Consider the following 22,933-nt stretch of genomic DNA (forward strand, 5'->3'; position numbering starts at 1 on the left):
CGATCCTCCATTCGCTTTTTTCATGCAGCAGGGGCTCAGGCCGCCAGGGCGAAGTCCTGAGGGATGTCCTGCACGCCGACCAGCGCGACGTCGGTAGTGGCCACCGAGGCAGCGTGGCTGGCCAAGGTGGAAGCAACGTGGTCGAAGGTGTCGGCGGTGGACAGGCCGTAGTCATCCAGCAGGTTGTTGAGCACGGCTTCCAGTGCGGTGGTGTTGCCCTGCATCAGGCCGTAGATCACGTCCTGAACAGCGTTGCCAGCACGGCCCGCGCCCACCAGGGACTCCAGGTCCAGGCCGTTGAAGGACACTTTGTAGTCGCTCAGGGCGAATTCGCTGCCGGCGCCGCCTGTCAGGACTTCACCCAGTTGGACGTTGTCCAGTTGGCCCCACAGGTAGTGGTTCATGTTGTCGCTGGCCGGCAGGGTGCGGTCATACACGTAGTGCAGGCCGTTGGTGGCATCGCTCTCAGCGATGAACGCGTACTCGGAGCCGTTGGCGCCGTGGGTGGCGTACTGCTCACCGCTCATGTTCCGCGCACCGGTGTTGAAACCGCCGGTGTTGCCGGTGCCGTGACCGGCCGTGTTGAAGCCCAGCGACCAGCCGCTCAGGTAGTTGGCGATAGTGGTCGAACCTGCTGCGGAATCGTAATTAACCGAAATAGTCATAACTACACCTGTCCCTATGGAACGTTGAATGACAGCGCGCAGACACTGCGCACTTTTTGCTCACCATTGAGCAAATTCTGTTAGAACCGGTACTCGAGCATGCCGCTCAGCGTGCGCCCACGCGCCAGGCTCAAGTTGTTAGCGTCGCCCATGGCCACGAAGTACGCCTCGTTGGTCGCGTTCTCCAGGGACAGGGCAATGTTGAAATTGTCTGTGGCCCAGTAGCTGGCGTAGAGGTCATAGACCGTGTACTTGGGCCAGGTGGCCTGATCGAGGAATGAGTAATTACGCTCCTCCAGGTCGCCGCCATTGCCTTCGCTGTAACGCACGCGCACACCGGTATCCAGGCGACGCTCCAGGAAGCGCGCGCCCAAGGTGAGCGAGCCACGGTCGGCAGGCATGAAGCTGGCGTTGCCGAACATGGCCTGGCAACTTTCCAGGTTGTTGGCTGCATCGTTGTCCAGCCATTCGTAGGTGGCCACGGGGCGAGTCAGCGTGTTGCCGTTGGGTAACTTGATCGTCACCATTTCGCTGCCCACGCGTCGGCCCTGTCTCTTTGCGCCGCCCATGTAGAAGCTTTTGGAGCAGAACTCGTTGCTGCCGATCATGTGGGTGTAGCTGAGGTTGGTGTACACCCGCCCCATGTCGTAGTTGAGCTGGTATTCAACGCCGCGAAAGCGCGTGTCGTTGAGGTTGTTGACGTAGGCCATGGTGCCCAACTGCCCACCGTTGGTGGTTTGCTCGGGCAAGGCCACGCTGTGGTTGAGGAAAGAGAAGTTGGCGATCTTGGTGTCGAAGTACGCCACCTTTATGCCCAGGCGATCGTTGCCGGTGAACAACGATTCCTTGAACACGTTCACCCCAAACTCCCAGTCGCGAGATTCTTCAGGCTTGAGGAACGGGTTGGGGAACACCCGCTCAGACGCGTCGCCACCGTGGGGGCGGCCGGTCATAAACACTTCGGTCACTGCCGGCGGGCGCCAGCCCTTGCCCCAACGGGTATAGAGCTGCAGCCAGTCCAGCCCGGGCTTTACGCCCAACCCGAAGGTCGGCGAAAAGTGGCCCTGCTGTTCGTCAATATCAAATACTTCCGAGGTGCGCACGCCGCTGCTGCTGGCGCTGATCGGCTTGCGTTTGTACAGGGTGATGCCGGTCTTGCCCTCCAGCCGATAACGGTCATAACGCAGGCCGCCGTCCACGCTCAGCCAGTCGTCATATTCATAACTGAGGGTGTTGAACAGGCTGGCGACGGTGCGCTTGCCCGCCGGGGTCGAACCTTCCGCGTAGGGCAGCAGGCCCAACTGGTTGGTGGCTTCCACCTTGTTGGTGCTGGGCTTGAACTGATCCTGATACAGCTCCAGGCCATAGCTCCACGCCAGGTGCCCGCCGGCGCCGAGATCAAAGCGCGAAGTGTTCTCGACCTGCGCACCGTAAGTGTCGGTGCGAAACGTATCGCGGTAGCCGCCAAACTTGTTGCCTGAACTGGCCGAGGCGGTGTTTTCGGCGTTGTCGCGGTCCAGCACCGTGGAGACGTAATACAGCTTGGTCTTGAAATCGATCAGGGCGTTGTCGGGCGTGTAGCTGTAGTCGAGCGCGATGTTTTGCGCATTCAGGTTGTTCTTGCTGTTACGCCGGTAGTAATAGCTCTGCTGGTCGGGGCTGTTGTAGGTCCAGGCGTCGTTGCTGTCGGCGTCGCTTTGCATGTAGCTCAGTTGCACACGCTGGTCTTCAGGCAGGTTGAGCCCGAACTTGATCAACTGCGAGCGGGTGACGCTGCCGCTGTCGCCCACTTCGCCGTTGAGCCAGCCCTTCCAGGCTTCGCGACGGTCTTCCTTGGCGCGGATCTGTGACCCCAGGTTGGAAGCGTTGTCGGTGCCGGCGCGGTAGTTGCCATAGTGGCGCTCGCTGAACCCCAGCAGCACGTCGCCCACTTCGTTGCCGAAGGCAAACACGCCACTGCCGTTGAAATAGGTGCCGTTGCCCAGCTCCCCGATGCCATGCCCGGCACGGATACGTCCGCCGTATTCCTTGCCGTCCTTGAGGAACTCGCTGGCCTCCAGGGTCTTGAACGTGGCGATCCCGCCCAGTACTCCGGCGCCGCCCATGCCCGACTGGCTGCCCTTGTCGATCTCGATGCTGGAGATGAACTCCGGGTCGATCAGCATGGTGCCGTTGCGTTGCTGGTGGCCGTTGACGTTGAAGTTCTGGCGCATGCCGTCGATGTTCATGTTCACGCGGCCGTAGTCCTGTATGCCACGGATGTTCACCGACAGGCCAGGGTCGCGTTGGTCGACGGCGGTGTACACGCCGGCGGTTTCTTCGAGCATGTCGGCGGCGTGACGGGGCGGGCGTTTGTCGATCATGTCACGGCTGATCACCGCCACGGACTTTGGGCTCTGGTACACCCAATCACTGGCTTGGCCGTTGGTGTTGCCGGTGATGGTGGTGGTGCCCACGGTGACGGCGCTGTCGTGGTCGGCGGCAACGCGGTTGAGCGTGACCTGGCGTTCGCCGGTGAAACGGTACTCCACGGGCGCGCCACCGAGCAGGCGACCAAGGCCTTCCTGCACGCTGAAGCGGCCTTTGAGCGCGGTGCTGCTCAGGCCTTGCAAGCGCTGGCTATCGAACAACACTTGCAGGCCGGCCTGGTCGGCGAACGCCAGCACGGCACTGCCCAGGGATTGCGCAGGGATATCGAACATCAGCACGGCGGGCTGTGCAGCACCGGCCGGAGGTTGCGCGGCATACACCGAGGCCGCTGTGGCGAACAACCCCAAGTGAATGGCCAGGGCCAACCGGCTACCGGTAATGCGCCCCTTGGTGAATGCTGACATTTCTGGTTTTCCCTGCACTGAGCGTTTTTGTTTATGCGAATGCTTCTCACCTAGCAAGACGTGTGAGGCGCAGGAACTCAGTAAGGTTTTTTTGAAAGTTTTTTAATCGAGGGAAATTTCAAGGAACGCAGCCCCCTGTAGGAGCCGGCTTGCCGGCGATGGCGTCATTGAAAACGCCACCACCTTCAATGGAAATCAATAAATCAGGCTATAACCCGCCAGGTCCAAGCGTTGCACTTGAAGCTCCTGGGTCAAAATACCGAGGGCGGTATCGAGCATGTCGAGACGGAACACCCCGCTGACTTCCCGCTCACCCAACGCAGCGTCGGTCAACACCACCCGCCCGGGACGATAGCGATTGAGCTGCTCGACCACCTTGGCCAACGGCAGCCGGTCGAAAATCAGCACACCCCGCCGCCAACTGGTGGCACGTTCCACGTCGAACTGATCCAACGGCACCACGCCGTCCTGTGGGCTGTAGCGCGCCGCCTGGCCCTCCTTGAGCACGCGCTCGGCAGGGCCTTGGCGAGGTGGCGCCTGCATCGAGACTTCGACGCTGTGCTGCAACACTCCGACCCAGGCTTGCCGGTCATCCTCACGCGTCACCACAAACCGCGTGCCCAGCGCCCGGGTTTGCGCGCCGGCGCTTTGCACCACGAAGGGCCGCGTTTCCGGGCCCACCCTTGGCGCCACGTCAAAAATCGCCGAGCCTTGGATCAGGCTGACACGCCGTTGCACACCGTCGTAATCCAGGCGAATGGCGCTGTTGGAGTCCAGCTCCACCGTGCTGCCATCGGCCAGGTGCACGGTGCGCACTTCACCTTTTTGCGTCACGTAGTCGGCCTGCAGGCGCAGCAGCGCATCCGGCCCGCGCACCCAACCGACGCCCGCCACCACCACAACCAGCGCCACCGCGGCCGCACGCTGCCAGGGTCGTCGTCGTTTTGAACGGCGCACAGGCGCAGACGCAGCCTGCGGACGCTGACGGTGTACCGGCTCGTCCTTGTAAACATCGCCCAATGCCGCCCAGGTCTGCTCGGCAAAGCGCAACGCCGCTTCGTGGCGGCTGTCGCAGGCGATCCAATGTTGCAGCTCGGCCTGCTCCTGTTCGGTCAGGGCACCGGCGTGCAGGCGCACCGCCCATTCGGCCGCCGCCTCGGTAATGCTGTGCTGTTGCGGACCCTGGCTATTCACGTGTGCATCTCGAATTTTTCGTTATGTAACGCTGTGACGTCTGACCCAGTGCATTTCGGTAACTCATTCGTCGGATGGCGCCCCCTCGCCTTCCTGCAAGCGCTGCATCACATAGGCCAGTGCCTTGGCCAGATGCTTCTGCACGGAGCTGTCGGAGATATCCAGGTGGCGGGCCACCTGGGCGTGGGTCATGCCTTCGATGCGGTTCAGGCGGAAGATCTGCTGGGTGCGTTCCGGCAATTCCGCCAGTGCCTGCTTCAATGCCAGTCGCTGTTGCTGCGCCATTGCCTGAGCCTCCAACCCGGCCACTTCATCTTCAATCTCGGCCAGCGCCTCATGGGGCACGGAGTCTGTCTTGCGCCGCGCTTCCTGGCGAATATGGTCGATCAGCAGATTGCTCGCCGTCCGATAGAGATAGCCCTGGGAATTGTCGATGCGCTCGCCGGCCGGTTTTTCCGCCAGGCGCAGGAAGCTCTCCTGCACCAGGTCTGCGGCCAACTGCGGGTCCCGTACCTTGCGCGCCAGATACCCGCGCAGGGTATCGGCATGCTTGAGAAACAGGCCTTTGAGATCCACGTCCGACAAACCGACTCCCTGGAATGTTAAGGAAACAGGCCGGCATAGTAAGCGTTGTCGAGAATGATTTTCAATTGATATCTAATCTGATCCTGCCGTGGGAACCGTCTGAATATCGGTTCGGTAATCGAACACATCCGCCGCGATCAATTGACCAAATTAACCAACCAGTACATTTTATCTCCACAACTAACAAGAACTGTGGAGACTCCCTTATGCCGCCTATCGTGCTGGTGCTCAACGGCCCCAACCTCAACCTGCTCGGCACCCGCGAGCCCGCCACCTACGGCCATGAAACCCTGGCCGACATCGCCGCCTTGTGTGGGCGCAGTGCGGAAAAACTCGGGCTGAAAATCGAATTCCGCCAGACCAACCACGAAGGTGAATTGCTCGACTGGATCCACGGCGCCCGCGCCCGCTGCGCCGGCATCGTGATCAACCCGGCCGCCTGGACCCACACCTCAGTGGCCATCCGCGACGCGCTGGTGGCCAGTGAAGTGCCGGTGATCGAAGTGCATTTATCCAACGTGCATGCGCGTGAGGCGTTCCGGCACCACTCCTTTGTTTCGCCAATCGCCAAGGCCGTGCTGGCCGGGTTCGGCAGCCATGGTTATCACCTGGCCCTGGAACATTTCAGCCACACCTTGAAAGGGTGAGCCCGATGAAACCGCGCATCCTCGCCGGCTTGATCGGCGCCGGCATCCAGGCGTCCCGCACACCCGCGCTGCATGAACAGGAAGGTGACGCCCAGGGCATGCGCTACCTGTATCGCCTGATCGACCTGGAACCCCTGCACCTGAACATCAACGCCCTGCCTGACCTGCTCGACGCGGCCGAACTGATGCACTTCACCGGGTTGAACATTACCTACCCGTGCAAGCAGGCCATCCTGCCGCTGCTGGATGAACTGTCTGACGAGGCGCGCGGCATTGGCGCGGTCAATACGGTGGTGTTCAGGGATGGCAAACGCATCGGGCACAACACCGACTGCCTGGGGTTCGCCGAGGGTTTTCGCAGGAACCTGAGCGATGTGGCACGCCAACGCGTGGTGCAGATGGGCGCTGGCGGTGCAGGCGCAGCAGTGGCCCATGCGCTGCTGGCCGAGGGGGTGGAACAGTTGAGTATTTTTGACGTGGACGCCAGCCGTGCCCGCGACCTTGTGGATAACCTCGCCCGGCGCTTCGGTGCCGGGCGTGCCCAGGTGGGCAGCCATCTGGAAAACGCCATGGCCGAGGCCGATGGCCTGGTGAACACCACGCCGATGGGCATGGCCAAGCTGCCGGGCACACCGGTGCCGTCGGGCTTGCTACGCGCCGAGTTGTGGGTGGCGGAGATTGTGTATTTCCCGCTGGAAACAGAACTGCTGCGCGACGCCCGCGCCTTGGGTTGCCGCACGTTGGATGGCGGCAATATGGCGGTGTTTCAGGCGGTGAAGGCGTTTGAGTTGTTCAGTGGCGAAGTGCCGGATGCCGACAGGATGCTGGCGCACTTTCAAAGCCTGAACACCTGACTGACGAAACCGGTTCAAAAACTGTGGGAGCTGGCTTGCCTGCGATGGCGGTGTTTCAGACAGCTGATGGATAGCTGACACACCGCTATCGCAGGCAAGCCAGCTCCCACATTGAGTGGATTTCAAGCCGAGACCTTCACGCCTGCAAGTACCGCATCACCGACTCACAAATCATGTCCCGATGCCGCTGCTTGACCGCCTCGTCCGACAATTCAATCTGAAAGATCTCACTGAACGTATGGCGGTTGGACACCCGGTAAAAGCTGAATGAGTTGATCAGCAGGTGCACGTCCAGCGGCTCCAGCCCCTCCCGAAACAACCCCATCTCGGCGCCACGCTGCAAAGTCGCGCCCAACGCTTCAAGGATGTTGCTGTTCATCGCCTTGATCGCGTCCGAGCGCTTCACGTACTCGGCATTGTGGATGTTTTCGATGCTCACGATGCGCACGAAATCCACATTCTGGTCATGGTGATCAAAGGTGAACTCCACCAACCGGCGAATCGCCTCGCGGGGCTCAAGCGCCGTGAGGTTCATGCGGGTTTCGGTGTTGCGAATGTCGCCGTAAAGCTTCTCCAGCACCTCGACGTACAACTGTTCCTTGCTGCCGAAGTAGTAATAGATCATGCGCTTGGAGGTGTGGATACGCTCGGCGATCGCGTCCACGCGAGCGCCAGACAAACCCTGCTGGACAAACTCGACAATGGCTTCCTGGAGAATGTTTTCGCGGGTCTTTTCCGGGTTGTTCTTACGACTCTTGCGCGGTGCGTCTGACACTGCGGGGAGTTCGGGACTCGAGGTCATGGTGCGCTCACGGCCATTGTTATGCAGGCGCTGATTATGGGCCGCGATGCTTCCCGAAGGAAGCACCTGGCCAGCCCTTATAAACGCGCTTGGCGCACCGCGCCGCTGCGGGACTTGGCCATGGCCGCCAGGCGCACGGCCACGTTGGCCGCGCCGTAGCCGGCATAGCCGCCCTTGCGCTGGATGATCTCGAAGAAAAACCGCCCTTCGAACGGCTCGGTGTACACATGAAACAACTCACCGCCCTGGGCGTCGCGGTCGTACAACACGTTGTAGTACGCCAGCTCGCTGAGGAACTCGTCGTCAAAATCAAAGCGCGCCGCGAGGTCGTCGTAGTAATTGAGCGGGATATCCAGCAGCGGCACGCCCGCCTCTTTGGCCCGGCGCACCTCGGCGAAAATGTCCGCGCAATCGAAGGCAATGTGGTGCACGCCCGAGCCGCGATAGCTCGACAGCGCGTGGGAAATCGCCGTGTTGCGGTTCTCGGAAATATTCAGCGGCAGGCGGATCGAGCTGCAACGGCTGCGCAGGGCACGGCTTTTCACCAGGCCGTACGGGTCGGGCAGCACCACTTCATCATCGGCCTCGAAATCCAGCAGGCTCTTGTAGAACAGCACCCAGCTGTCGAGGCTGTCGGCCGGCAGGGCCATGGCCATGTGGTCGATGCGCAGCAGGCCGCCACTGGAGGCCGTCGCCGGTTGCAGGTTGAAGTCGGTGTCGTACAGCGAACCTTCGGACGAATCCACCAGATAAATCAGGCTGCCATCCGGCGCACGCACCGCTGCCAGTTCCAATTCGTTGGGCCCGACCAGCCCGCGATACGGCTGGCCTTTGTAGGCCACCGCGCGCTCCAACGCCTTGGCGCTGTCCTTGACCCGAATCGCCGTGGCACACAACGACGGCCCGTGAGCCTCGAAAAAATTGTGGGCGAAGGAATACGGCTCGCAGTTGAGGATCAGGTTGATATCGCCCTGGCGCAACAAACTCACACTCTTGGAACGGTGCTGCCCGGCCTTGACGAAACCCAAGCGCTCCAGCCATTGCGTCAGCTTGGCGCCCAGGCTTTCATCCACGGCAAACTCAAGGAACTCGATGCCGTCGTAGTCGCTGGCGGCTGGGGTTTCAAACAGGATGTCCGCCGGCGTGGCCGGTTGCTCCTGCGCCAGGCGTTCGCGGGTCTTTTCTTCCAGGTACAGCAGCGAGCGCAAACCATCCGCCGCATTCGCCCGCGTCGGTGCTGCGCGGAAGCCGTCGTTGAAAATTTCCAGGGACAGCGGCCCCGTGTAACCACTCTGGATGATCGGCGCGAGAAAGCCCGCCAGGTCGAATTCGCCCTGCCCGGGGAAGCAGCGGAAGTGCCGGCTCCACTCCAGCACGTCCATGGCCAGGATCGGCGCATCGGCCATTTGCACAAAGAAGATCTTGTCGCCGGGGATCTGGGCGATGCCACTCGGGTCGCCCTTAAGCGACAAGGTGTGGAAGCTGTCGAGCAACACGCCCAGGCTCGGGTGATCGACCTGGCGCACCAGGTTCCACACCTGCTGCCAGGTGTTCACATGCTTGCCCCAGGCCAGCGCTTCATAGCCGATGCGCAAGCCTCGGCGCCCGGCGTGCTCGGCCAGCAGGCTGAGGTCATCGAGTAAAATGCGTTCGTCGCCCACCGAATCCGCCGAGGCATTGCTGCACACCAGCACCAGGTCGGTGCCCAGCTCCTGCATCAGGTCGAACTTGCGTTCGGCGCGTTCCAGGTTGCGCGCCAGGCGGTCGCGGCGGCACCCTTCGAAGTCACGGAAGGGTTGGAACAGGGTGATGGCAATGCCCAGGTCAGCGCACATTTGCCTAACTTCCCGGGGGCTGCCGTCGTAATACAACAAGTCATTTTCGAAGATCTCGACGCCGTCAAACCCGGCGGCGGCAATGGCTTCGAGCTTTTCCGGCAGGGTGCCGCTCAAGGAAACGGTGGCAATGGAACGTTGCATGGGGCGACTCCCGGCAATTGTTATTTGCGGCAAATTATTGGCCCCAGCTTTACACACAGCAATTAAAATGTACGAACCGGTTAGTTTTTGGTGCGATTATCGAACACTATGCCCCTTTGGCGAATTGACGATTTTTTAACCGCTGCGCACCATCGATTCAGCAACAAGACCCAGAACACACCATAAAAATTTCAAAAAACGGGTACGACCTCATGCCTTCGCAAAACTCCGTCCTGGCCGCGCGCCCGGGCAACCCGCACGCCGGCATCGGCGACAAGATCCGCGGCGCCCTGGCCGTGGGTAAAACTCGCTGGGGCATGCTGGCCCTGGTGTTCTTCGCCACCACCCTGAACTACATCGACCGCGCCGCCCTGGGCGTGATGCAACCGATCCTCGCCAAGGAAATGAGCTGGACGGCGATGGACTACGCCAACATCAACTTCTGGTTCCAGGTGGGCTACGCGATTGGTTTTGTGCTGCAAGGCCGGTTGATCGACCGGGTCGGCGTGAAACGCGTGTTCTTCTGCGCGGTGCTGCTGTGGAGCCTGGCCACCGGCGCCCACGGCCTGGCCACCTCGGCAGTCGGCTTTATGGTTTGCCGCTTTATTCTCGGGATCACCGAGGCGGCCAACTACCCGGCCTGCGTCAAGACCACGCGGTTGTGGTTCCCGGCCGGTGAGCGTGCAGTCGCTACTGGCATCTTCAACGCCGGCACCAACGTCGGTGCGATGATGACGCCCATGTTGCTGCCGTTGATCCTGCACGTGTGGGGCTGGCAAGCGGCGTTCCTGTGCATGTCGGCACTGGGCGGGATCTGGCTGGTGTGCTGGGGCCTGAAGTACTTCAACCCCGAAGACCACCCTACCGTTAAACAATCCGAATTGGACTACGTGCAACAGGAAGTCGAACCGGAACAACCCCGCGTCCCGTTCAGCCGCATCCTGCGCATGCGCGGCACCTGGGCCTTCGCCCTCGCCTATTCGATGACCGCTCCGGTGTTCTGGTTCTACCTGTACTGGCTGCCGCCGTTCCTGAACCAGCAATACAACCTGGGCATCAACGTGACGCAGATGGGCATCCCGCTGATCATCATTTACCTGACGGCTGACTTTGGCAGCGTGGGCGGTGGGATTCTGTCGTCGTTCCTGATCGGCCGTGGCATGAACTCGATCAAGGCGCGCCTGTTGTCGATGCTGCTGTTCGCCTGCTGCATCGTCGGCGTGATCATGGCGGCCGGTTCCAGCCAGTTGTGGGTCGCGGTGTTCGCCATCTCCCTGGCCATCGGTGCGCACCAGGCCTGGACCGCCAACATCTGGAGCCTGGTGATGGACTACACGCCCAAGCACATGATGAGCACGGTGTTCGGCTTTGGCGGGATGTGCGCGGCCATCGGCGGCATGTTCATGACCCAGATCGTCGGCCACATCCTCACCGTGACCAACAACAACTACACCGTGTTGTTCACCCTGATCCCGGCGATGTATTTCATTGCGCTGACCTGGATGTACTTCATGGCGCCACGCAAGATTCCTACTGTAGACGTCTGAGCTACCCCCTGAGCTATTTGCGCCGCTGCTGCCAGGCAGCGGCCAACCCGCTCATGCAGATCACCCCGATGCCGACCACCGTGGTCACGTCGGGGGTATGGTTGAACACCAGCCAGCCCAACAACCCCGCAAACACGATCTGGCAATAGCCGAACGGCGCCAGCAAGGCCGGCGCCGCGAAGCGGAACGCCTGGGTCAACATCAAGTGGGCGGTCATCCCGCAGGTGCCCAGCGCCAGCATCAATGCAGCGTGCCACAGGGTCGGGATTTGCCAGAAGAACGGCACCATCGCACTCATTACCAAGGTGTTGCACAGGCCGGCGAAGAAGTTGCTGGTGGTGGGCGTGTCGTATTGGCTGAGGATGCGTGTGAGCAACTGGTAGAAGCAGAAGAACAGCGCTGAACACAGCGGCAGCAGCACCGCCGGGGTGAACAGCTCGCCACCGGGGTGGATGATGATCAGCACGCCGACAAAGCCGCAGATCACCGCCAGCCATTGGCCGCGTGTGACGTGCTCGCCGAGCAGCGGCACTGAGAGCGCCGTCACCAGGATCGGCGCCAGGAAGTTCACCGCCGTGGCTTCTGCCAGCGGGATGTAATGCAGCGCCGCCGTGAAGAACAGGCTGGTGCCCAGCAGGCACAAGGCCCGCACCACCTGCATCCCCGGCCGCTTGCTGCGCAACACACGCAGGCCCGATTGCGGCAGGAAGATCCCGGCCATCAACAGCGTGTGCACCAGGTAGCGCGCCCACACCACCATCACGATCGGGTAGAACCCGGCCAGGTATTTGGACAAGGCGTCGTGGCTGGAAAACAGAAACGTCGCCAGCACAATCAGCAAGATGCCTTTGAACGGATGGTTGACGCCGGAAAGCGGTGTGCTGACAGTCATTGAATTCTCTTGCATGGCAGGCTGAACGCTGAGCACTGAACGTGGCAGCACTCAACCCGGTAATCTAGCAGCCGCGCCTGTGTGCGCCCCAAGAGCATAACCAAACACTGGGCGAACAGCGCACTAAATCACGGGATTCGAGTCCAACGCTGCACGTTTGCCCCCGCATTGTGCACTTTTTAACCAAGGCCTTGCCGCTATGAAAAAAACACTCTTCGTTCTTTCAGCCCTTGCCCTGCTCACCGCCTGTAACAAGGAGGAAGCACCCGCCCCCAAACCGGCCCCTGCGTCGGTGCAAGCCACCCTGGTGCCGGCCAACCCGCCCACCGACAAATGGGTGGGCAAATGGGTGGGCGTGGAAGGCCTGAACCTGACCATCACCAAAGACGACAGCATCGGCCGGGGTCATTACATCCTGACCATGCAGTACGGCCTCGACGCCGACGACTCCGGCACCTTCAAAGGCGAAGCCAATGAAGATGGCATCGCCTTTACCCGTCCGGACGGCCCGCAACAATTGACCGCCGGCGACGGCGAAGCCACCGGTTTGAAATGGCTGGCGGATAAAAAGGATTGCCTGGTGGTCGACACCGGCGAAGGTTACTGCCGCGACTGATCCGGCTGCAAAGCTGACACAACTTTCATCTGGCCCCTCTGCCGGCACGGACTGACAGCAGCGATACTACGCAGCTCTCGTACCTGTCGGACAGCCGGGCTGGCGCCATGCCCACGCACCAACAACAATGTTTTTCAGGTTCATCGAGAGGATTGCCCCATGCTATGGAAAAAAGGCCGACGCAGCGACAACGTGGTGGATGCCCGTGACGACAGTGGCGGCGGGGGTGGCGGCATGCGCTTTGGCGGCGGCAAGGGCCTGAGCCTCACGGCCATCGTGCTGATCGTCGGCATTGGCTGGCTGACCGGCCAGGACCCGCTGCAGATCCTCGGCCAGTTGACCGGCCAGATGGAACAGGCGCCCTCGGTAAGCACGCAGACCCGCCAGGCGCCACCGGCCAACGATGAACAGGCTGACTTTGTACGCGCGGTGCTGGGCGACACCGAAGACACCTGGGGCCAGGTGTTCAAGGAGAACGGCCTGACCTACAAGAACCCGAAACTGATTCTGTTCCGGGGTCGGGTCAATTCCGCCTGCGGTGGTGCCACCTCGGCCAGCGGCCCGTTCTATTGCCCGGCCGACCAACAGGTGTACCTGGACCTGGATTTCTTCCGGGAGATGTCACAACGCTTCAAGGCTGCGGGCGACTTTGCCCAGGCTTATGTGATCGCCCACGAAGTCGGGCATCACGTGCAAACCCTGCTGGGCATTTCGGCCAAGATCCAGGCCGCACGCCAACAGGGCCGGCAGATGCAAGGCGACGGCGGCCTGCTGGTGCGCCAGGAGCTGCAAGCCGACTGCTTCGCCGGTGTGTGGGCCAACCGTGCGCAGAAACGCCTGAACTGGCTGGAGCCCGGCGACATTGAAGAAGCACTGAATGCGGCCAACGCCATCGGCGATGACCGTTTGCAGCAACAGGGTCAAGGGCGTGTAGTGCCCGACTCGTTTACCCACGGCACCTCGGCACAGCGGGTTCGTTGGTTCAAGACCGGCTTTGCGGGTGGCCAGATCACTCAATGCGACACCTTTACGGCGAAGAGTCTTTAAATGAATAAACGATTGGGATTGCTGCTGGGTTTGATGTTGTCCTGCTCCACCGCCACCTGGGCCGCCGAGAAAGAGCATGGGGTCAAGGTGGTCAGCCCCGATCGTTTTCACCTGGATGCCGGCGACCTCAGCCTGGGCTTGAGCCAGGACTGGAACCAACCGCTGCCTCAGGTCACCCGCGCCCTGATCATCGTGCACGGGCGCCTGCGCAACGCACAGACCTACCTGCAAAGCGGCGAAGACGCGGCCGAACACGCAGGCCAGGCCGCCAACACCCTGGTGATCGCACCGCAGTTCCTCAATGAGCTGGATATCAAGCGCAACCACTTGGACAACGGGGTACTGCGCTGGAACGGCAACGACTGGATGGCTGGCGAGCCGTCCACCGGCCCGGGCCAGATCAGTTCCTACGGCGCCCTCGACCAGATCATCAAGCACCTGGGCAACCGCAAGCTGTTCCCGGCATTGAAAGAAATCGTGGTCGCCGGCCACTCCGGCGGCGGCCAGGTGGTGCAGCGTTTCGCCCTCACCGGCCACGACCACCCGATGCTGCAGACCGAAGGCATCAGTCTGCGGTACGTGGTGGCCAACCCGTCGTCCTACGCCTACTTCACGCCGCAGCGCCCAGTGAAGTTTGACGTCGCCAGTTGCCCAGGCTTCAACGACTGGAAATACGGCCTGCAAAACCTGCCGGCCTACGCTAAGGGCCAAAGCGCCGAGCAACTGGAACAGGCTTACGTGTCACGCAACATCACCTACCTGCTGGGCCAGCAAGACACCGACCCGAACCACCCGGCGCTGGACAAGAGCTGTGCGGCCGAAACCCAGGGCGCGTACCGCCTGATTCGCGGGCACAACTACTTCGACTACCTCAAGCAACGCCACCCGCAACTGACACACAAACTGGTGGAAGTGCCAGGCGTTGGGCACAACGGGGATGGGATGTTTACTTCGCCTGAAGGGCAGAAGGTCCTCTTCCAATAACACGCTCACCTGTAGGAGCCGGCTTGTGTGGGAGCTGGCTTGCCTGCGATGCAAACACCTCGGTCTATCAGCCATACCGAGGTGATGCCATCGCGGGCAAGCCCGGCTCCCACACAAGCCAGCTCCTACAGGGTCAGTGTTCGATCATTCGGCGCAAGGCCAAGCAGTCTTCAGCATGCCAATCCACCAACTCCGGCCACGGGTTCTCCGGCAGGTTGACCAGCACCGTGTGCGTCCCCGCTGCCCGGCCGCAGTCCAGGTCAAAGCGGTAGTCACCCACCATCACCATCGCGCTCGGCGCTACATCCCAGGCTGCCGCCAGTTTCAGCAGGCCATCCGGATCGGGCTTGGGTTGCGCATCATCACGCCCCAACACGTCCTCGACCGCAAAACAGTCCGCCAGGCCAATCGCTTGCAGGGTCACGTGGGCCAATTCCCGCGCATTGCGCGTCAGGATGCCCAGGCGATAACCGCGCCCCGCCAGCTCGCGCACCAGCTCCACCGCGCCTTCGGCAGCGACGGAACCCAGCGCCAGTTCACGTTCGTGCTCCAGCAACCAGGCATGTTTGGCCGCAGCCACGTCCGCCGGCAACGCCGCCAGGTGGGTGAGGATGTCGTCTTCGGGCGGAATCTCCAGCGCCACGCGAATGGCCGCAAAATCATGCACGGCCACCGTGAGGGTGCCGTCCATGTCGAAGACCCAGTGCTTAACGTCCGCCAGGCTCATGCCCAATCCTTGCGATGGCGGATCAAGCCTTCCTGGGTCACCGACGCCACCAGTTGCCCGGCGCGGTTGTACACGCTGCCCCGGGAGAACCCACGGGAGTTGCCGGCCCACGGGCTGTCCATGGCATACAGCAACCAGTCATCGGCACGCAGGTCAGCGTGGAACCACAGCGCATGGTCGAGGCTGGCGACCTGCATGTCTTTCTGCCACACCGTCTTGCCGTGGGGCAGCAACGAGGTGGTCAGCAGACCGAAATCCGAGGCGTAGGCCAGCAGGTATTTGTGCAGCGCCGGCGAATCGGCCAGCGCGCCATCGGCCCGAAACCACACGTACTTCACCGGGTCGGACGGCTGCGGGTTGAACGGGTCTTTCTCGGTCACCGGGCGCACTTCGATCGGCTTGGGGCACAGCAGCTTGTCGCGCATGTGCTCGGGGATCAGGTGCGCACGTTGCTGGGTCAACTCCAGCTCCGACGGCAGGTTCTCCGGGCCGACCACCACGGGCATGGTGGTCTGGTGCTCGAAGCCTTCTTCGTCGTATTGGAACGAGGTGGTGCAGGTGAAAATCGGGTGGCCCTTCTGGATCGCCGTGACCCGCCGCGTGCTGAAACTGCCGCCATCACGCACACGGTCCACCGAATACACCACCGGCAAGGCGGCATCGCCGGGGCGCAGGAAATAGCCGTGCAGGGAATGCACGTGCCGCGCCTCTTCTACGGTCTGGCTGGCAGCCGACAGCGACTGGCCAAGCACCTGGCCGCCGAACAGTTGGCGAAAACCCAGGTCCTGGCTGCGGCCGCGAAAGAGGTTTTCCTCGATCGGCTCCAAGGTCAGCAAGTCCACTAGGTCTTCCAATACTTGGCTCATTCACACTCTCCTCAGAGCAATTCTTTTCTACCGTGTAGGAGCCGGCTTGCTGGCGATAGCGCCCTCAAGCTCAACACACCTTCCAAAACTGCCATCGCCGGCAAGCCGGCTCCTACCCGTGAAGGGTGTCCAACCATTGGGCGCGGGTGATGCGGTACAACACATGATGGCGCAGCGGGTCATCGGCTGCGACCTTGGGGTGTTCAAAATCTGCCTGGGGATCGTAATGCATACCGATGGCCTGCATGACTTTTTGTGATGGCAGATTGGACTCGGTGGTAAACGCGAGGATTTCATCCAGCTGCAACCGGTCGAAACCACAGCGCAAAGCCGTCCACGCCGCTTCGCTGGCATACCCCAGGCCCCAGTGTTCACGGGCCAGGCGCCAGCCGATTTCCACCGCAGGGGTGAAGCCCGCTTCGAAGCTGACATTCTGCAGCCCGGTCAGGCCGATAAACTCGCCCGTGTCCTTGCGCTGCAAGGCCCAGAAACCAAAGCCGTATTCCGCGAAGTGCCCACGTATGCGCCCGATCAATGCGGCGCTTTCGAGGTGGCTCAGCTTGGCCGGGAAATAGCGCATCACCTGCGGGTCGGCGCACATGCGCGCAAATTCCGGCAGGTCGCTGTCGCGCCATTGGCGCAGCACCAGACGTGCACTTTCCAATTCCAGTATCGGCTCCATGGGTCCCCTCCCTTGCCATGTGCGTGAGTGTACAACGCGGGTAAGATGCGTCGCAGGTTCCTGTCAGAAAATCCCATGCCCCTGCCCCTGATCTACCACGACGACTACAGCCCCGAGTTCCCGGCAGACCACCGGTTCCCCATGGACAAGTTTCGCCTGCTGCGCGATCACCTGGTGGACAGCGGCCTGACCGAAGACAGCCAATTGCTGCGCCCGCAGCTGTGCCCGGCAGAGATTCTGGCCCTGGCCCATGACCCTGGGTATATCGAACGCTACATGGGCGGCGAGTTGTCCCGCGAAGACCAACGGCGCCTCGGCCTGCCCTGGAACGAAGCGCTGGCCCGACGCACGGTGCGCGCCGTGGGCGGTTCCATCCTGGCAGCCGAAAAGGCACTGGAACACGGCCTGGCCTGCCACTTGGCAGGCGGCACCCACCATGCCCACTACGACTACCCGGCCGGCTTTTGCATCTTCAATGACCTGGCGGTGATCAGCCATTACCTGCTGGCCAGCGGCCGGGTCAACCGCGTGCTGATCTTCGATTGCGACGTGCACCAGGGTGACGGCACCGCACGCATTCTCCACGACACGCCGGACGCCATCACCGTGTCGCTGCACTGCGAAAAGAACTTCCCGGCGCGCAAGGCCCAGAGCGATTGGGACATTCCCCTGCCCATGGGCATGGGCGATACCGACTACCTCAAGGTGGTCGACGACGCTCTCAACTACCTGTTGCCGCTCTACCAGCCCGACCTGGTGCTGTATGACGCGGGCGTGGACGTGCACAAGGATGACGCCCTCGGTTACCTCAAGCTGACCGACGCAGGCGTCGCCGCCCGCGACGAAAGCGTGATGCGCCACTGCCTGGGCCGCGACATCCCGGTGATGGGCGTGATCGGCGGCGGCTACAGCAAGGACCGCCCGGCCCTGGCCCGCCGCCATGGCATCCTGCACCACAGCGCACAACGGGTGTGGACGTCATCAGGCTGTCACTGAACTGTGGGCGTTACCCACAATGCCTGTGGAACCACCTGTGGATAACTTGAGCGTAAGCACCTGAGAGCAAGAAGGCGCATGGCCTGCAAGAAACTGTACGTTTTTTGACCACACACTTTTCCACAACCGTGAAACGTTGTGGAACATTCGACCTGTTCCAGATTTGCAACAAAACTGCCGCACGCCGCCGTCACCCTGAACACCTTCCCGTATTCAGAGTACCCGGCGATGGCTACCTACAAGATCGGCACCGTGACAAACCCCGGCAATGACGACGCCTTGAAAAAGGTCGCGGCCACCTTCGAAACCGCCATGGCCCGCGCCGTGGCGGGTTTCAAGGACACGGCCAAGCCCGGCAATTTCAAGGTGCTGGCCAGCGGCGTGACCGACAACACCAAAGACCAGAAAATCGCCGCCGTCATGGCCACCGGCGATCAAGAGGCGATCAAACGCCTCAACGATCCTAACCTCGCCGACATCAGCAACACCGGCGTGCCCCTGGCGGACATCGCCAGCATCACCAAGATTTCCGACAACGTGCTGGACCTCAAGACCCGCGACGGCCAGGACATTGTCATCATCAAGCAGATGACGCCCTACCTGTTCGACGGCATGGCCGGCAAGGTCGACGCCGTCAACGCGCTCAATGCCAGCAAGGCCGACGGCTACCGCATCGCCCAGGCCGGCGATACCGCGCCGGGGTTGGCTGACTACAAGGGCATCGGCCCTGTGGATGAAATCGGCCCGGGCTTTATCCGCTACGAGACCGTCTCGGGCGACAAGGTGGTGGTCAGCCGCGAGGTAAACCCCGACCTGTACAACCAGGTGGCCGGCGACGGCCAGACCTGGGGCCTGATCAACGACAGCAAGAACGCCGGCTACACCCTCGCCGACGCCAGCGAATCCGGCAGCGTCAGCCTGGTGGGTACCCCGGAAGAACTCGGCCACGGCCTGATCCGTTACGAAACAGCATCCGGCGACAAGGTGATCGTGTCCCAGGCCATCAGCCCCGACCTGTATGCCTCGGTGGTCAAGGAATCCAACGGCATCTTCAACGTGGGCGGCGCCGTCGACACCAACTGGATCGACAACTCCCAGTACGCCAACCCCAAGGACTGGGACAAGATCGTCGGCAACACCAGTGGCACGCCGACCCAGGAAGAACGTGACCTCGACCGCCCACGCGCCGCGGCCAAAATGCTCAGCGACAACTGGGACAAATGGGGCATGCACGACCGCCCCATCGACTTCTCCAACCCACCGGCCGACCTGCCGCCCGAAGCCCAGGCGTGCCTCAAATACCTGGCCGGCAGCCCAAGCCTGATGAACGCCCTGGACAGCGGCGGCCTGGGTGGCAGCGACGGCGTGATTACTCACAGCAACGTCGACAGTTTCGTCAGCCAGTCGAACAAGGATCTGTCGGCCGCCTCCAAGTCCTACAGCACCTTTCTGAGCAAAAACCCGGGTGCCAGTGACCTGGCCAAGGCGAACGCCAAGTCTGCCGCGCTGGTCATGGCCAATATCTCGCTGGTCAGCAGCGCCGGCCCCGCGATGGAAGGCCCCAACCAGCGCGCCAACAACGGTAGCCTGACCACCGACAACCTCAACGCCATCAAGAACGACAGCGGCCTGAGCCCCGAACTCACCGGTGCTGCTGGCTACTGGTCGACCCCGAGCATGATGCGTACCCTCGACATGGCCGGCGACCTGCCCGCCACCGCCACCGCCGACGGCATCACCCAGCAGAAGAACCTCGGTGCCTGGCTGGAAAACCAGGCGCCCACCGACGATCACGGCGTGTTGATGATGCTCAGCAACGCCTCGATCCGCAGCTCGGTGGCCGGTGTCGACACCTCGAAGCTGACCCAGGACGTGCTGCAAAACCCGCAGAACTATGACGGCAAGACCAAGGCCGCCGTGATGCTGGAAATCAGCGACGCCCGTGCGCGCCTGGCCTCCAGCGACAAGGTGGGCGATGGCGACCTGTATGCCGGGATCACCGCCGATAGCGAATATCACCTCAACCCAACCAAATCCAAAGTCGCCGACCAGTTGGACGCGGCCGTCAACCAGTTGGCCGGCGACCCGGACGTGAAGACCTTCATGGCCCAGAACCAGGCCGACGGCATGCGCGACATCGTCAACAGCGACCCGGCGATCAAGACCGAGATGCAGCACTACCAGGACAGCCAGATCAATAGCGGCAACGTGATCAACACCGCCCTGGCGACCAAGGACAGCAATGGCAACCCGGTGTCGCTGATCGACGGGCTGAGCCTGGCCGGCACCGACGCCACCCTCACCGACATGGCCCTCGGCGGTAATGGCACGGTGGACCTGGAGGCCATGGCCGACAAGTCAGGCAAGTCGGCCGAGATCCAGCAGTACTTCCAGGACCACATCGTCAGCGGGCAAGACCTGCAGAACGGTCTCGCCGCGCCGAATGCCGACCCGATGACGGTCATCGGCCAGTACGCGGCCAACGCCTCGTTGCTCAAGGAGTTCCTCGGCGACAAGGTCTCGGCGCAGGACTCCTCCACCGTGCAGCAATACGTCAACCAGGCGGTGTCCGACAGCCTGGTCAACGGCGCCAACGACGACGTGCTCAAAAGCACCTTCGGCGACGCCAACGGCAATTTCGACGAAGCCAAGACCACCGCCATCCTCAACCAGGCCATGGCCGACAACCCGGACATGTTCAAGGACGCCACGGGTGCGCAGATCAAGCCACAGGATGTGATCTCGCTGATCCGCTCGATGTGGGACGTCAACCGCCAGACCCAGAAGATCAGCGACGTGCTGCCCAAAGCCGTGGACGGCCTGAACCTCAACGCCAGCGACGCCTACAAACAGGGCCTGCTGCACATCGGCAGCGCCCTGCTGGCGGGCGGCGTACTGGCGGCACGCTCGGCCACCGGCGGCAACAGCCCGGCCGACAACGCCGGGCGCGTGGCGGCGGGCATGCAGTTCGCCGGCCTGATCACCGAAGGCGGCACCAAATACGCCAAGGAAGCCGGCTACGGCATGGCCTGGAAACCCACGCCGGTCGACCCGAGCAAGCCGCAAGGCATCGGCGACTTCCCGACCGGGAAAATGGTGCAGAACACCGACGGCCTCAACAAACTGGGGAACCTGGGCAAAATCGTCGGCGGCGCCGGCAGCTTCATCGGCGGCGTGTTCGGCCTGATCAGCGGGGTCAACAGCGCGTTCTCCGGTGACAAGCTCAACGCCGGCTTCTCCCTCACCAGCGGCGCCCTCGGCACTGGCGCGGCGGTGGCGTCGATCATCGAAGGCGGCGCCGGCCTGTTTGGCGTGGCCGATGCGGCCGCCATCGCCGGCACCTTCGCCGGTGTACTGGGCTGGGCGGCGGCGGGCGTGGGCATCATCACCTCGTTCGTGTTCCCGATCATCGAAGTGGTCAAGCGCGAGAAACAACAGGACGCGTTCTTCGGCGCGCTGGTGCCCGTGCTGGACAAATATGGCCTCACCGGTGGCCCGATCACCGATGCCGACCGCTCGGACGAGTACCCGCCAAACACCAACACCGGCTTTGCCTGACCCCCGGGCACGCCGTTTCCTGTGGTGGGCGGGCTTGCCCCGCGTCGCGATTGACCAGGCGCTTCACGTTAGCCTGGTACACCGCGGCGCGGGGCAAGCCCGCTCACTACATAAGCACCACAATTGCTTACAATGGGCGCCCTTTTCTTTTGCCCAGGTTTGCTGATGTCCACTTCCTCCTCCCACGTCGCCATTATCGGCGGCGGCCCTACCGGGCTGATGGCCGCTGAAGTCTTGAGCCAGGCGGGTGTGCGGGTGGACCTGTACGACGGCATGCCCTCGGTGGGGCGCAAGTTCCTACTGGCGGGCGTGGGCGGCATGAACATCACCCATTCCGAGGCCTACCCGGCGTTCCTGTCGCGCTACGCCGAGCGTGCACCGCACATGGCACCGCTGCTGCGCGCGTTTGGCGCCGAGGCGTTGTGCGAGTGGATTCATGGCTTGGGCATCGAAACCTTTGTCGGCACCTCCGGCCGCGTATTTCCTACGGACATGAAAGCCGCGCCCCTGCTGCGTGCATGGCTAAAACGCCTGCGCGAGCAAGGTGTGGTTATCCACACCCGCCATCGCTGGGTCGGCTGGAATGCCAGCGGCGGCTTACTTATCCACAGCCCGGACGGTGAAAAAGCTATCCACAGCGATGCGGTATTGCTGGCTTTGGGCGGTGGCAGCTGGTCGCGGCTGGGCTCTGACGGCGCCTGGCTCAAGCTGCTGGAAGACAAAGGCGTGCCTTACGCCGCGCTGCAGCCGAGCAATTGCGGGTTTGAGGTGTCGTCCTGGAGCGAGTTGATGGTCAGCAAATTCGCCGGGGCGCCGTTGAAAAACGTCGCCATCGGTTTGGGCGACGACAAGCCTCGCCTTGGCGAATGTGTGGTCACAGCCACCGGTATTGAAGGCAGCTTGATCTACGCGCTGTCGGCACCGATTCGCGAAGTGATCAACCGCGACGGCGCGGCGACCGTGCACATCGACCTGTTGCCGAGCAAACCGCTGGATAAGGTACAGGCCGCACTGGCCAAGCCCCGTGGCTCACGTTCGATGAGCAAGCATTTGCACAGCCAGTTGGGGTTGGATGGGGTGAAAGCCGCGTTGCTGCGCGAGCGGGCGCCGGCTGAACACTTCAACGACCCGGCGCAGTTGGCTGTGGATATCAAGGCACTGCCGCTGACCCTGGTGAAAACCCGGCCGATGGACGAGGCGATCAGCACCGCAGGCGGCGTGCCGTTTGAGGCGTTGGATGAGCGGTTGATGCTCAAGCAACTGCCGGGGGTGTTTTGTGCGGGGGAGATGCTGGACTGGGAAGCACCGACGGGCGGGTATTTGCTGACGGGGTGTTTTGCCAGCGGCCGAGCAGCGGGGCGTGGCGTGTTGGAATGGCTTAACCGCTAAAACACCGATCTTGCCTGCGATGGCGGCCTCGAGATCGCCATCGCAGGCAAGCCAGCTCCCACATTCTGA

19 protein-coding genes are annotated in these 22,933 nt (G+C 62.3%); 9 read left to right on the top strand and 10 right to left on the bottom strand.

Features of this window, described 5'->3' with window-relative positions:
* Positions 1–35 precede the first annotated feature (35 nt).
* The 4 genes from AC07OV_RS13990 to AC07OV_RS14005 all read right to left on the bottom strand — a co-directional run bounded on the left by AC07OV_RS13990 (position 36) and on the right by AC07OV_RS14005 (position 5,278).
* On the bottom strand, positions 36–665 hold the full coding sequence (locus tag AC07OV_RS13990; RefSeq protein ID WP_176998479.1) for a heme acquisition protein HasA: 630 nt from the start codon (positions 663–665) through the stop codon (positions 36–38).
* A gap of 80 nt (positions 666–745) precedes the next feature.
* The gene (locus tag AC07OV_RS13995) at positions 746–3,499 is read right to left on the bottom strand and encodes a TonB-dependent receptor (protein ID WP_494998316.1); all 2,754 of its coding nucleotides are present in this window, start codon (positions 3,497–3,499) and stop codon (positions 746–748) included.
* Positions 3,500–3,694: 195 nt separating this feature from the next.
* Positions 3,695–4,693 (bottom strand): FecR family protein, encoded by a 999-nt coding sequence (locus AC07OV_RS14000; protein WP_495092423.1) that lies wholly within the window; start codon positions 4,691–4,693, stop codon positions 3,695–3,697.
* A 63-nt stretch (positions 4,694–4,756) separates the two neighbouring features.
* Entirely contained in the window at positions 4,757–5,278 is a 522-nt protein-coding gene (locus AC07OV_RS14005) for an RNA polymerase sigma factor (RefSeq protein WP_178919466.1), read from the bottom strand.
* Between the two features lie 206 nt (positions 5,279–5,484).
* On the opposite strand from AC07OV_RS14005, the gene aroQ reads away from it, so the two are divergent.
* A complete protein-coding gene (gene aroQ, locus AC07OV_RS14010; protein ID WP_145162258.1) occupies positions 5,485–5,925 on the top strand; it encodes a type II 3-dehydroquinate dehydratase in 441 nt (146 codons plus the stop codon).
* Between the two features lie 5 nt (positions 5,926–5,930).
* Complete coding sequence (locus AC07OV_RS14015) at positions 5,931–6,779, top strand: shikimate dehydrogenase (protein WP_495092424.1); 849 nt, start codon at positions 5,931–5,933, stop codon at positions 6,777–6,779.
* A 136-nt stretch (positions 6,780–6,915) separates the two neighbouring features.
* Here the strand turns inward: AC07OV_RS14015 and AC07OV_RS14020 are convergent, their stop codons facing one another.
* Both AC07OV_RS14020 and quiC read right to left on the bottom strand, forming a co-directional pair.
* Positions 6,916–7,581, bottom strand: coding sequence for a TetR/AcrR family transcriptional regulator (locus AC07OV_RS14020; protein WP_176998484.1), 666 nt, complete (start codon positions 7,579–7,581; stop codon positions 6,916–6,918).
* A 77-nt stretch (positions 7,582–7,658) separates the two neighbouring features.
* Positions 7,659–9,560 (bottom strand): 3-dehydroshikimate dehydratase QuiC, encoded by a 1,902-nt coding sequence (gene quiC, locus AC07OV_RS14025; RefSeq protein WP_494998320.1) that lies wholly within the window; start codon positions 9,558–9,560, stop codon positions 7,659–7,661.
* A 212-nt stretch (positions 9,561–9,772) separates the two neighbouring features.
* Here quiC and AC07OV_RS14030 point away from each other — a divergent pair, with 212 nt between their 5' ends.
* The gene (locus AC07OV_RS14030) at positions 9,773–11,107 is read left to right on the top strand and encodes an MFS transporter (protein ID WP_495092425.1); all 1,335 of its coding nucleotides are present in this window, start codon (positions 9,773–9,775) and stop codon (positions 11,105–11,107) included.
* A gap of 13 nt (positions 11,108–11,120) precedes the next feature.
* Here the strand turns inward: AC07OV_RS14030 and AC07OV_RS14035 are convergent, their stop codons facing one another.
* Positions 11,121–11,999 carry a DMT family transporter gene (locus AC07OV_RS14035; RefSeq protein WP_494998322.1) on the bottom strand — a complete coding sequence of 293 codons (879 nt, stop codon included), beginning with the start codon at positions 11,997–11,999 and terminating at the stop codon, positions 11,121–11,123.
* A gap of 199 nt (positions 12,000–12,198) precedes the next feature.
* Between AC07OV_RS14035 and AC07OV_RS14040 the strand changes: the two genes are divergently transcribed.
* The 3 genes from AC07OV_RS14040 to AC07OV_RS14050 all read left to right on the top strand — a co-directional run bounded on the left by AC07OV_RS14040 (position 12,199) and on the right by AC07OV_RS14050 (position 14,646).
* Positions 12,199–12,615, top strand: a complete 417-nt coding sequence (locus tag AC07OV_RS14040; protein ID WP_495092426.1) for a membrane lipoprotein lipid attachment site-containing protein — start codon at positions 12,199–12,201, stop codon at positions 12,613–12,615.
* Positions 12,616–12,774: 159 nt separating this feature from the next.
* Entirely contained in the window at positions 12,775–13,662 is an 888-nt protein-coding gene (ypfJ, locus tag AC07OV_RS14045) for a KPN_02809 family neutral zinc metallopeptidase (RefSeq protein ID WP_176998489.1), read from the top strand.
* On the top strand, positions 13,663–14,646 hold the full coding sequence (locus AC07OV_RS14050) for an alpha/beta hydrolase (RefSeq protein ID WP_495092427.1): 984 nt from the start codon (positions 13,663–13,665) through the stop codon (positions 14,644–14,646). It begins immediately after the preceding gene.
* A 133-nt stretch (positions 14,647–14,779) separates the two neighbouring features.
* Here the strand turns inward: AC07OV_RS14050 and AC07OV_RS14055 are convergent, their stop codons facing one another.
* The 3 genes from AC07OV_RS14055 to AC07OV_RS14065 form a co-directional block, all read right to left on the bottom strand.
* Positions 14,780–15,373, bottom strand: coding sequence for an HAD family hydrolase (locus tag AC07OV_RS14055; RefSeq protein WP_495092428.1), 594 nt, complete (start codon positions 15,371–15,373; stop codon positions 14,780–14,782).
* Positions 15,370–16,239, bottom strand: coding sequence for an acyl-CoA thioesterase II (tesB, locus tag AC07OV_RS14060; protein ID WP_176998492.1), 870 nt, complete (start codon positions 16,237–16,239; stop codon positions 15,370–15,372). Before tesB ends, AC07OV_RS14055 begins: the two co-directional genes overlap by 4 nt.
* Before the next feature lie 112 nt (positions 16,240–16,351).
* Positions 16,352–16,921 carry a GNAT family N-acetyltransferase gene (locus AC07OV_RS14065; protein ID WP_176998493.1) on the bottom strand — a complete coding sequence of 190 codons (570 nt, stop codon included), beginning with the start codon at positions 16,919–16,921 and terminating at the stop codon, positions 16,352–16,354.
* Between the two features lie 75 nt (positions 16,922–16,996).
* Between AC07OV_RS14065 and AC07OV_RS14070 the strand changes: the two genes are divergently transcribed.
* From AC07OV_RS14070 to AC07OV_RS14080, 3 genes are all read left to right on the top strand, one after another.
* A complete protein-coding gene (locus AC07OV_RS14070; protein WP_495092429.1) occupies positions 16,997–17,917 on the top strand; it encodes a histone deacetylase family protein in 921 nt (306 codons plus the stop codon).
* A 228-nt stretch (positions 17,918–18,145) separates the two neighbouring features.
* The gene (locus AC07OV_RS14075; protein WP_495092430.1) at positions 18,146–21,475 is read left to right on the top strand and encodes a type III effector HrpK domain-containing protein; all 3,330 of its coding nucleotides are present in this window, start codon (positions 18,146–18,148) and stop codon (positions 21,473–21,475) included.
* A 165-nt stretch (positions 21,476–21,640) separates the two neighbouring features.
* A complete protein-coding gene (locus AC07OV_RS14080) occupies positions 21,641–22,864 on the top strand; it encodes a TIGR03862 family flavoprotein (protein ID WP_495092431.1) in 1,224 nt (407 codons plus the stop codon).
* Positions 22,865–22,933 lie beyond the last annotated feature (69 nt).

The sequence above is a fragment of the Pseudomonas sp. GW821-FHT09A09 genome, from assembly GCF_059418405.1.

What these genes read in the sequence shown, in the direction of transcription:
- AC07OV_RS14020 (WP_176998484.1), bottom strand. Translation starts at nt 7,581, where the DNA reads ATGACCTCGAGTCCCGAACTCCCCGCAGTGTCAGACGCACCGCGCAAG.
- AC07OV_RS13995 (WP_494998316.1), bottom strand. Translation starts at nt 3,499, where the DNA reads ATGTCAGCATTCACCAAGGGGCGCATTACCGGTAGCCGGTTGGCCCTG.
- AC07OV_RS14075 (WP_495092430.1), top strand. Translation starts at nt 18,146, where the DNA reads ATGGCTACCTACAAGATCGGCACCGTGACAAACCCCGGCAATGACGAC.
- tesB (WP_176998492.1), bottom strand. Translation starts at nt 16,239, where the DNA reads ATGAGCCAAGTATTGGAAGACCTAGTGGACTTGCTGACCTTGGAGCCG.
- AC07OV_RS14015 (WP_495092424.1), top strand. Translation starts at nt 5,931, where the DNA reads ATGAAACCGCGCATCCTCGCCGGCTTGATCGGCGCCGGCATCCAGGCG.
- AC07OV_RS14055 (WP_495092428.1), bottom strand. Translation starts at nt 15,373, where the DNA reads ATGAGCCTGGCGGACGTTAAGCACTGGGTCTTCGACATGGACGGCACC.
- AC07OV_RS13990 (WP_176998479.1), bottom strand. Translation starts at nt 665, where the DNA reads ATGACTATTTCGGTTAATTACGATTCCGCAGCAGGTTCGACCACTATC.
- quiC (WP_494998320.1), bottom strand. Translation starts at nt 9,560, where the DNA reads ATGCAACGTTCCATTGCCACCGTTTCCTTGAGCGGCACCCTGCCGGAA.
- aroQ (WP_145162258.1), top strand. Translation starts at nt 5,485, where the DNA reads ATGCCGCCTATCGTGCTGGTGCTCAACGGCCCCAACCTCAACCTGCTC.
- ypfJ (WP_176998489.1), top strand. Translation starts at nt 12,775, where the DNA reads ATGCTATGGAAAAAAGGCCGACGCAGCGACAACGTGGTGGATGCCCGT.
- AC07OV_RS14065 (WP_176998493.1), bottom strand. Translation starts at nt 16,921, where the DNA reads ATGGAGCCGATACTGGAATTGGAAAGTGCACGTCTGGTGCTGCGCCAA.
- AC07OV_RS14035 (WP_494998322.1), bottom strand. Translation starts at nt 11,999, where the DNA reads ATGACTGTCAGCACACCGCTTTCCGGCGTCAACCATCCGTTCAAAGGC.
- AC07OV_RS14070 (WP_495092429.1), top strand. Translation starts at nt 16,997, where the DNA reads ATGCCCCTGCCCCTGATCTACCACGACGACTACAGCCCCGAGTTCCCG.
- AC07OV_RS14040 (WP_495092426.1), top strand. Translation starts at nt 12,199, where the DNA reads ATGAAAAAAACACTCTTCGTTCTTTCAGCCCTTGCCCTGCTCACCGCC.
- AC07OV_RS14050 (WP_495092427.1), top strand. Translation starts at nt 13,663, where the DNA reads ATGAATAAACGATTGGGATTGCTGCTGGGTTTGATGTTGTCCTGCTCC.
- AC07OV_RS14030 (WP_495092425.1), top strand. Translation starts at nt 9,773, where the DNA reads ATGCCTTCGCAAAACTCCGTCCTGGCCGCGCGCCCGGGCAACCCGCAC.
- AC07OV_RS14080 (WP_495092431.1), top strand. Translation starts at nt 21,641, where the DNA reads ATGTCCACTTCCTCCTCCCACGTCGCCATTATCGGCGGCGGCCCTACC.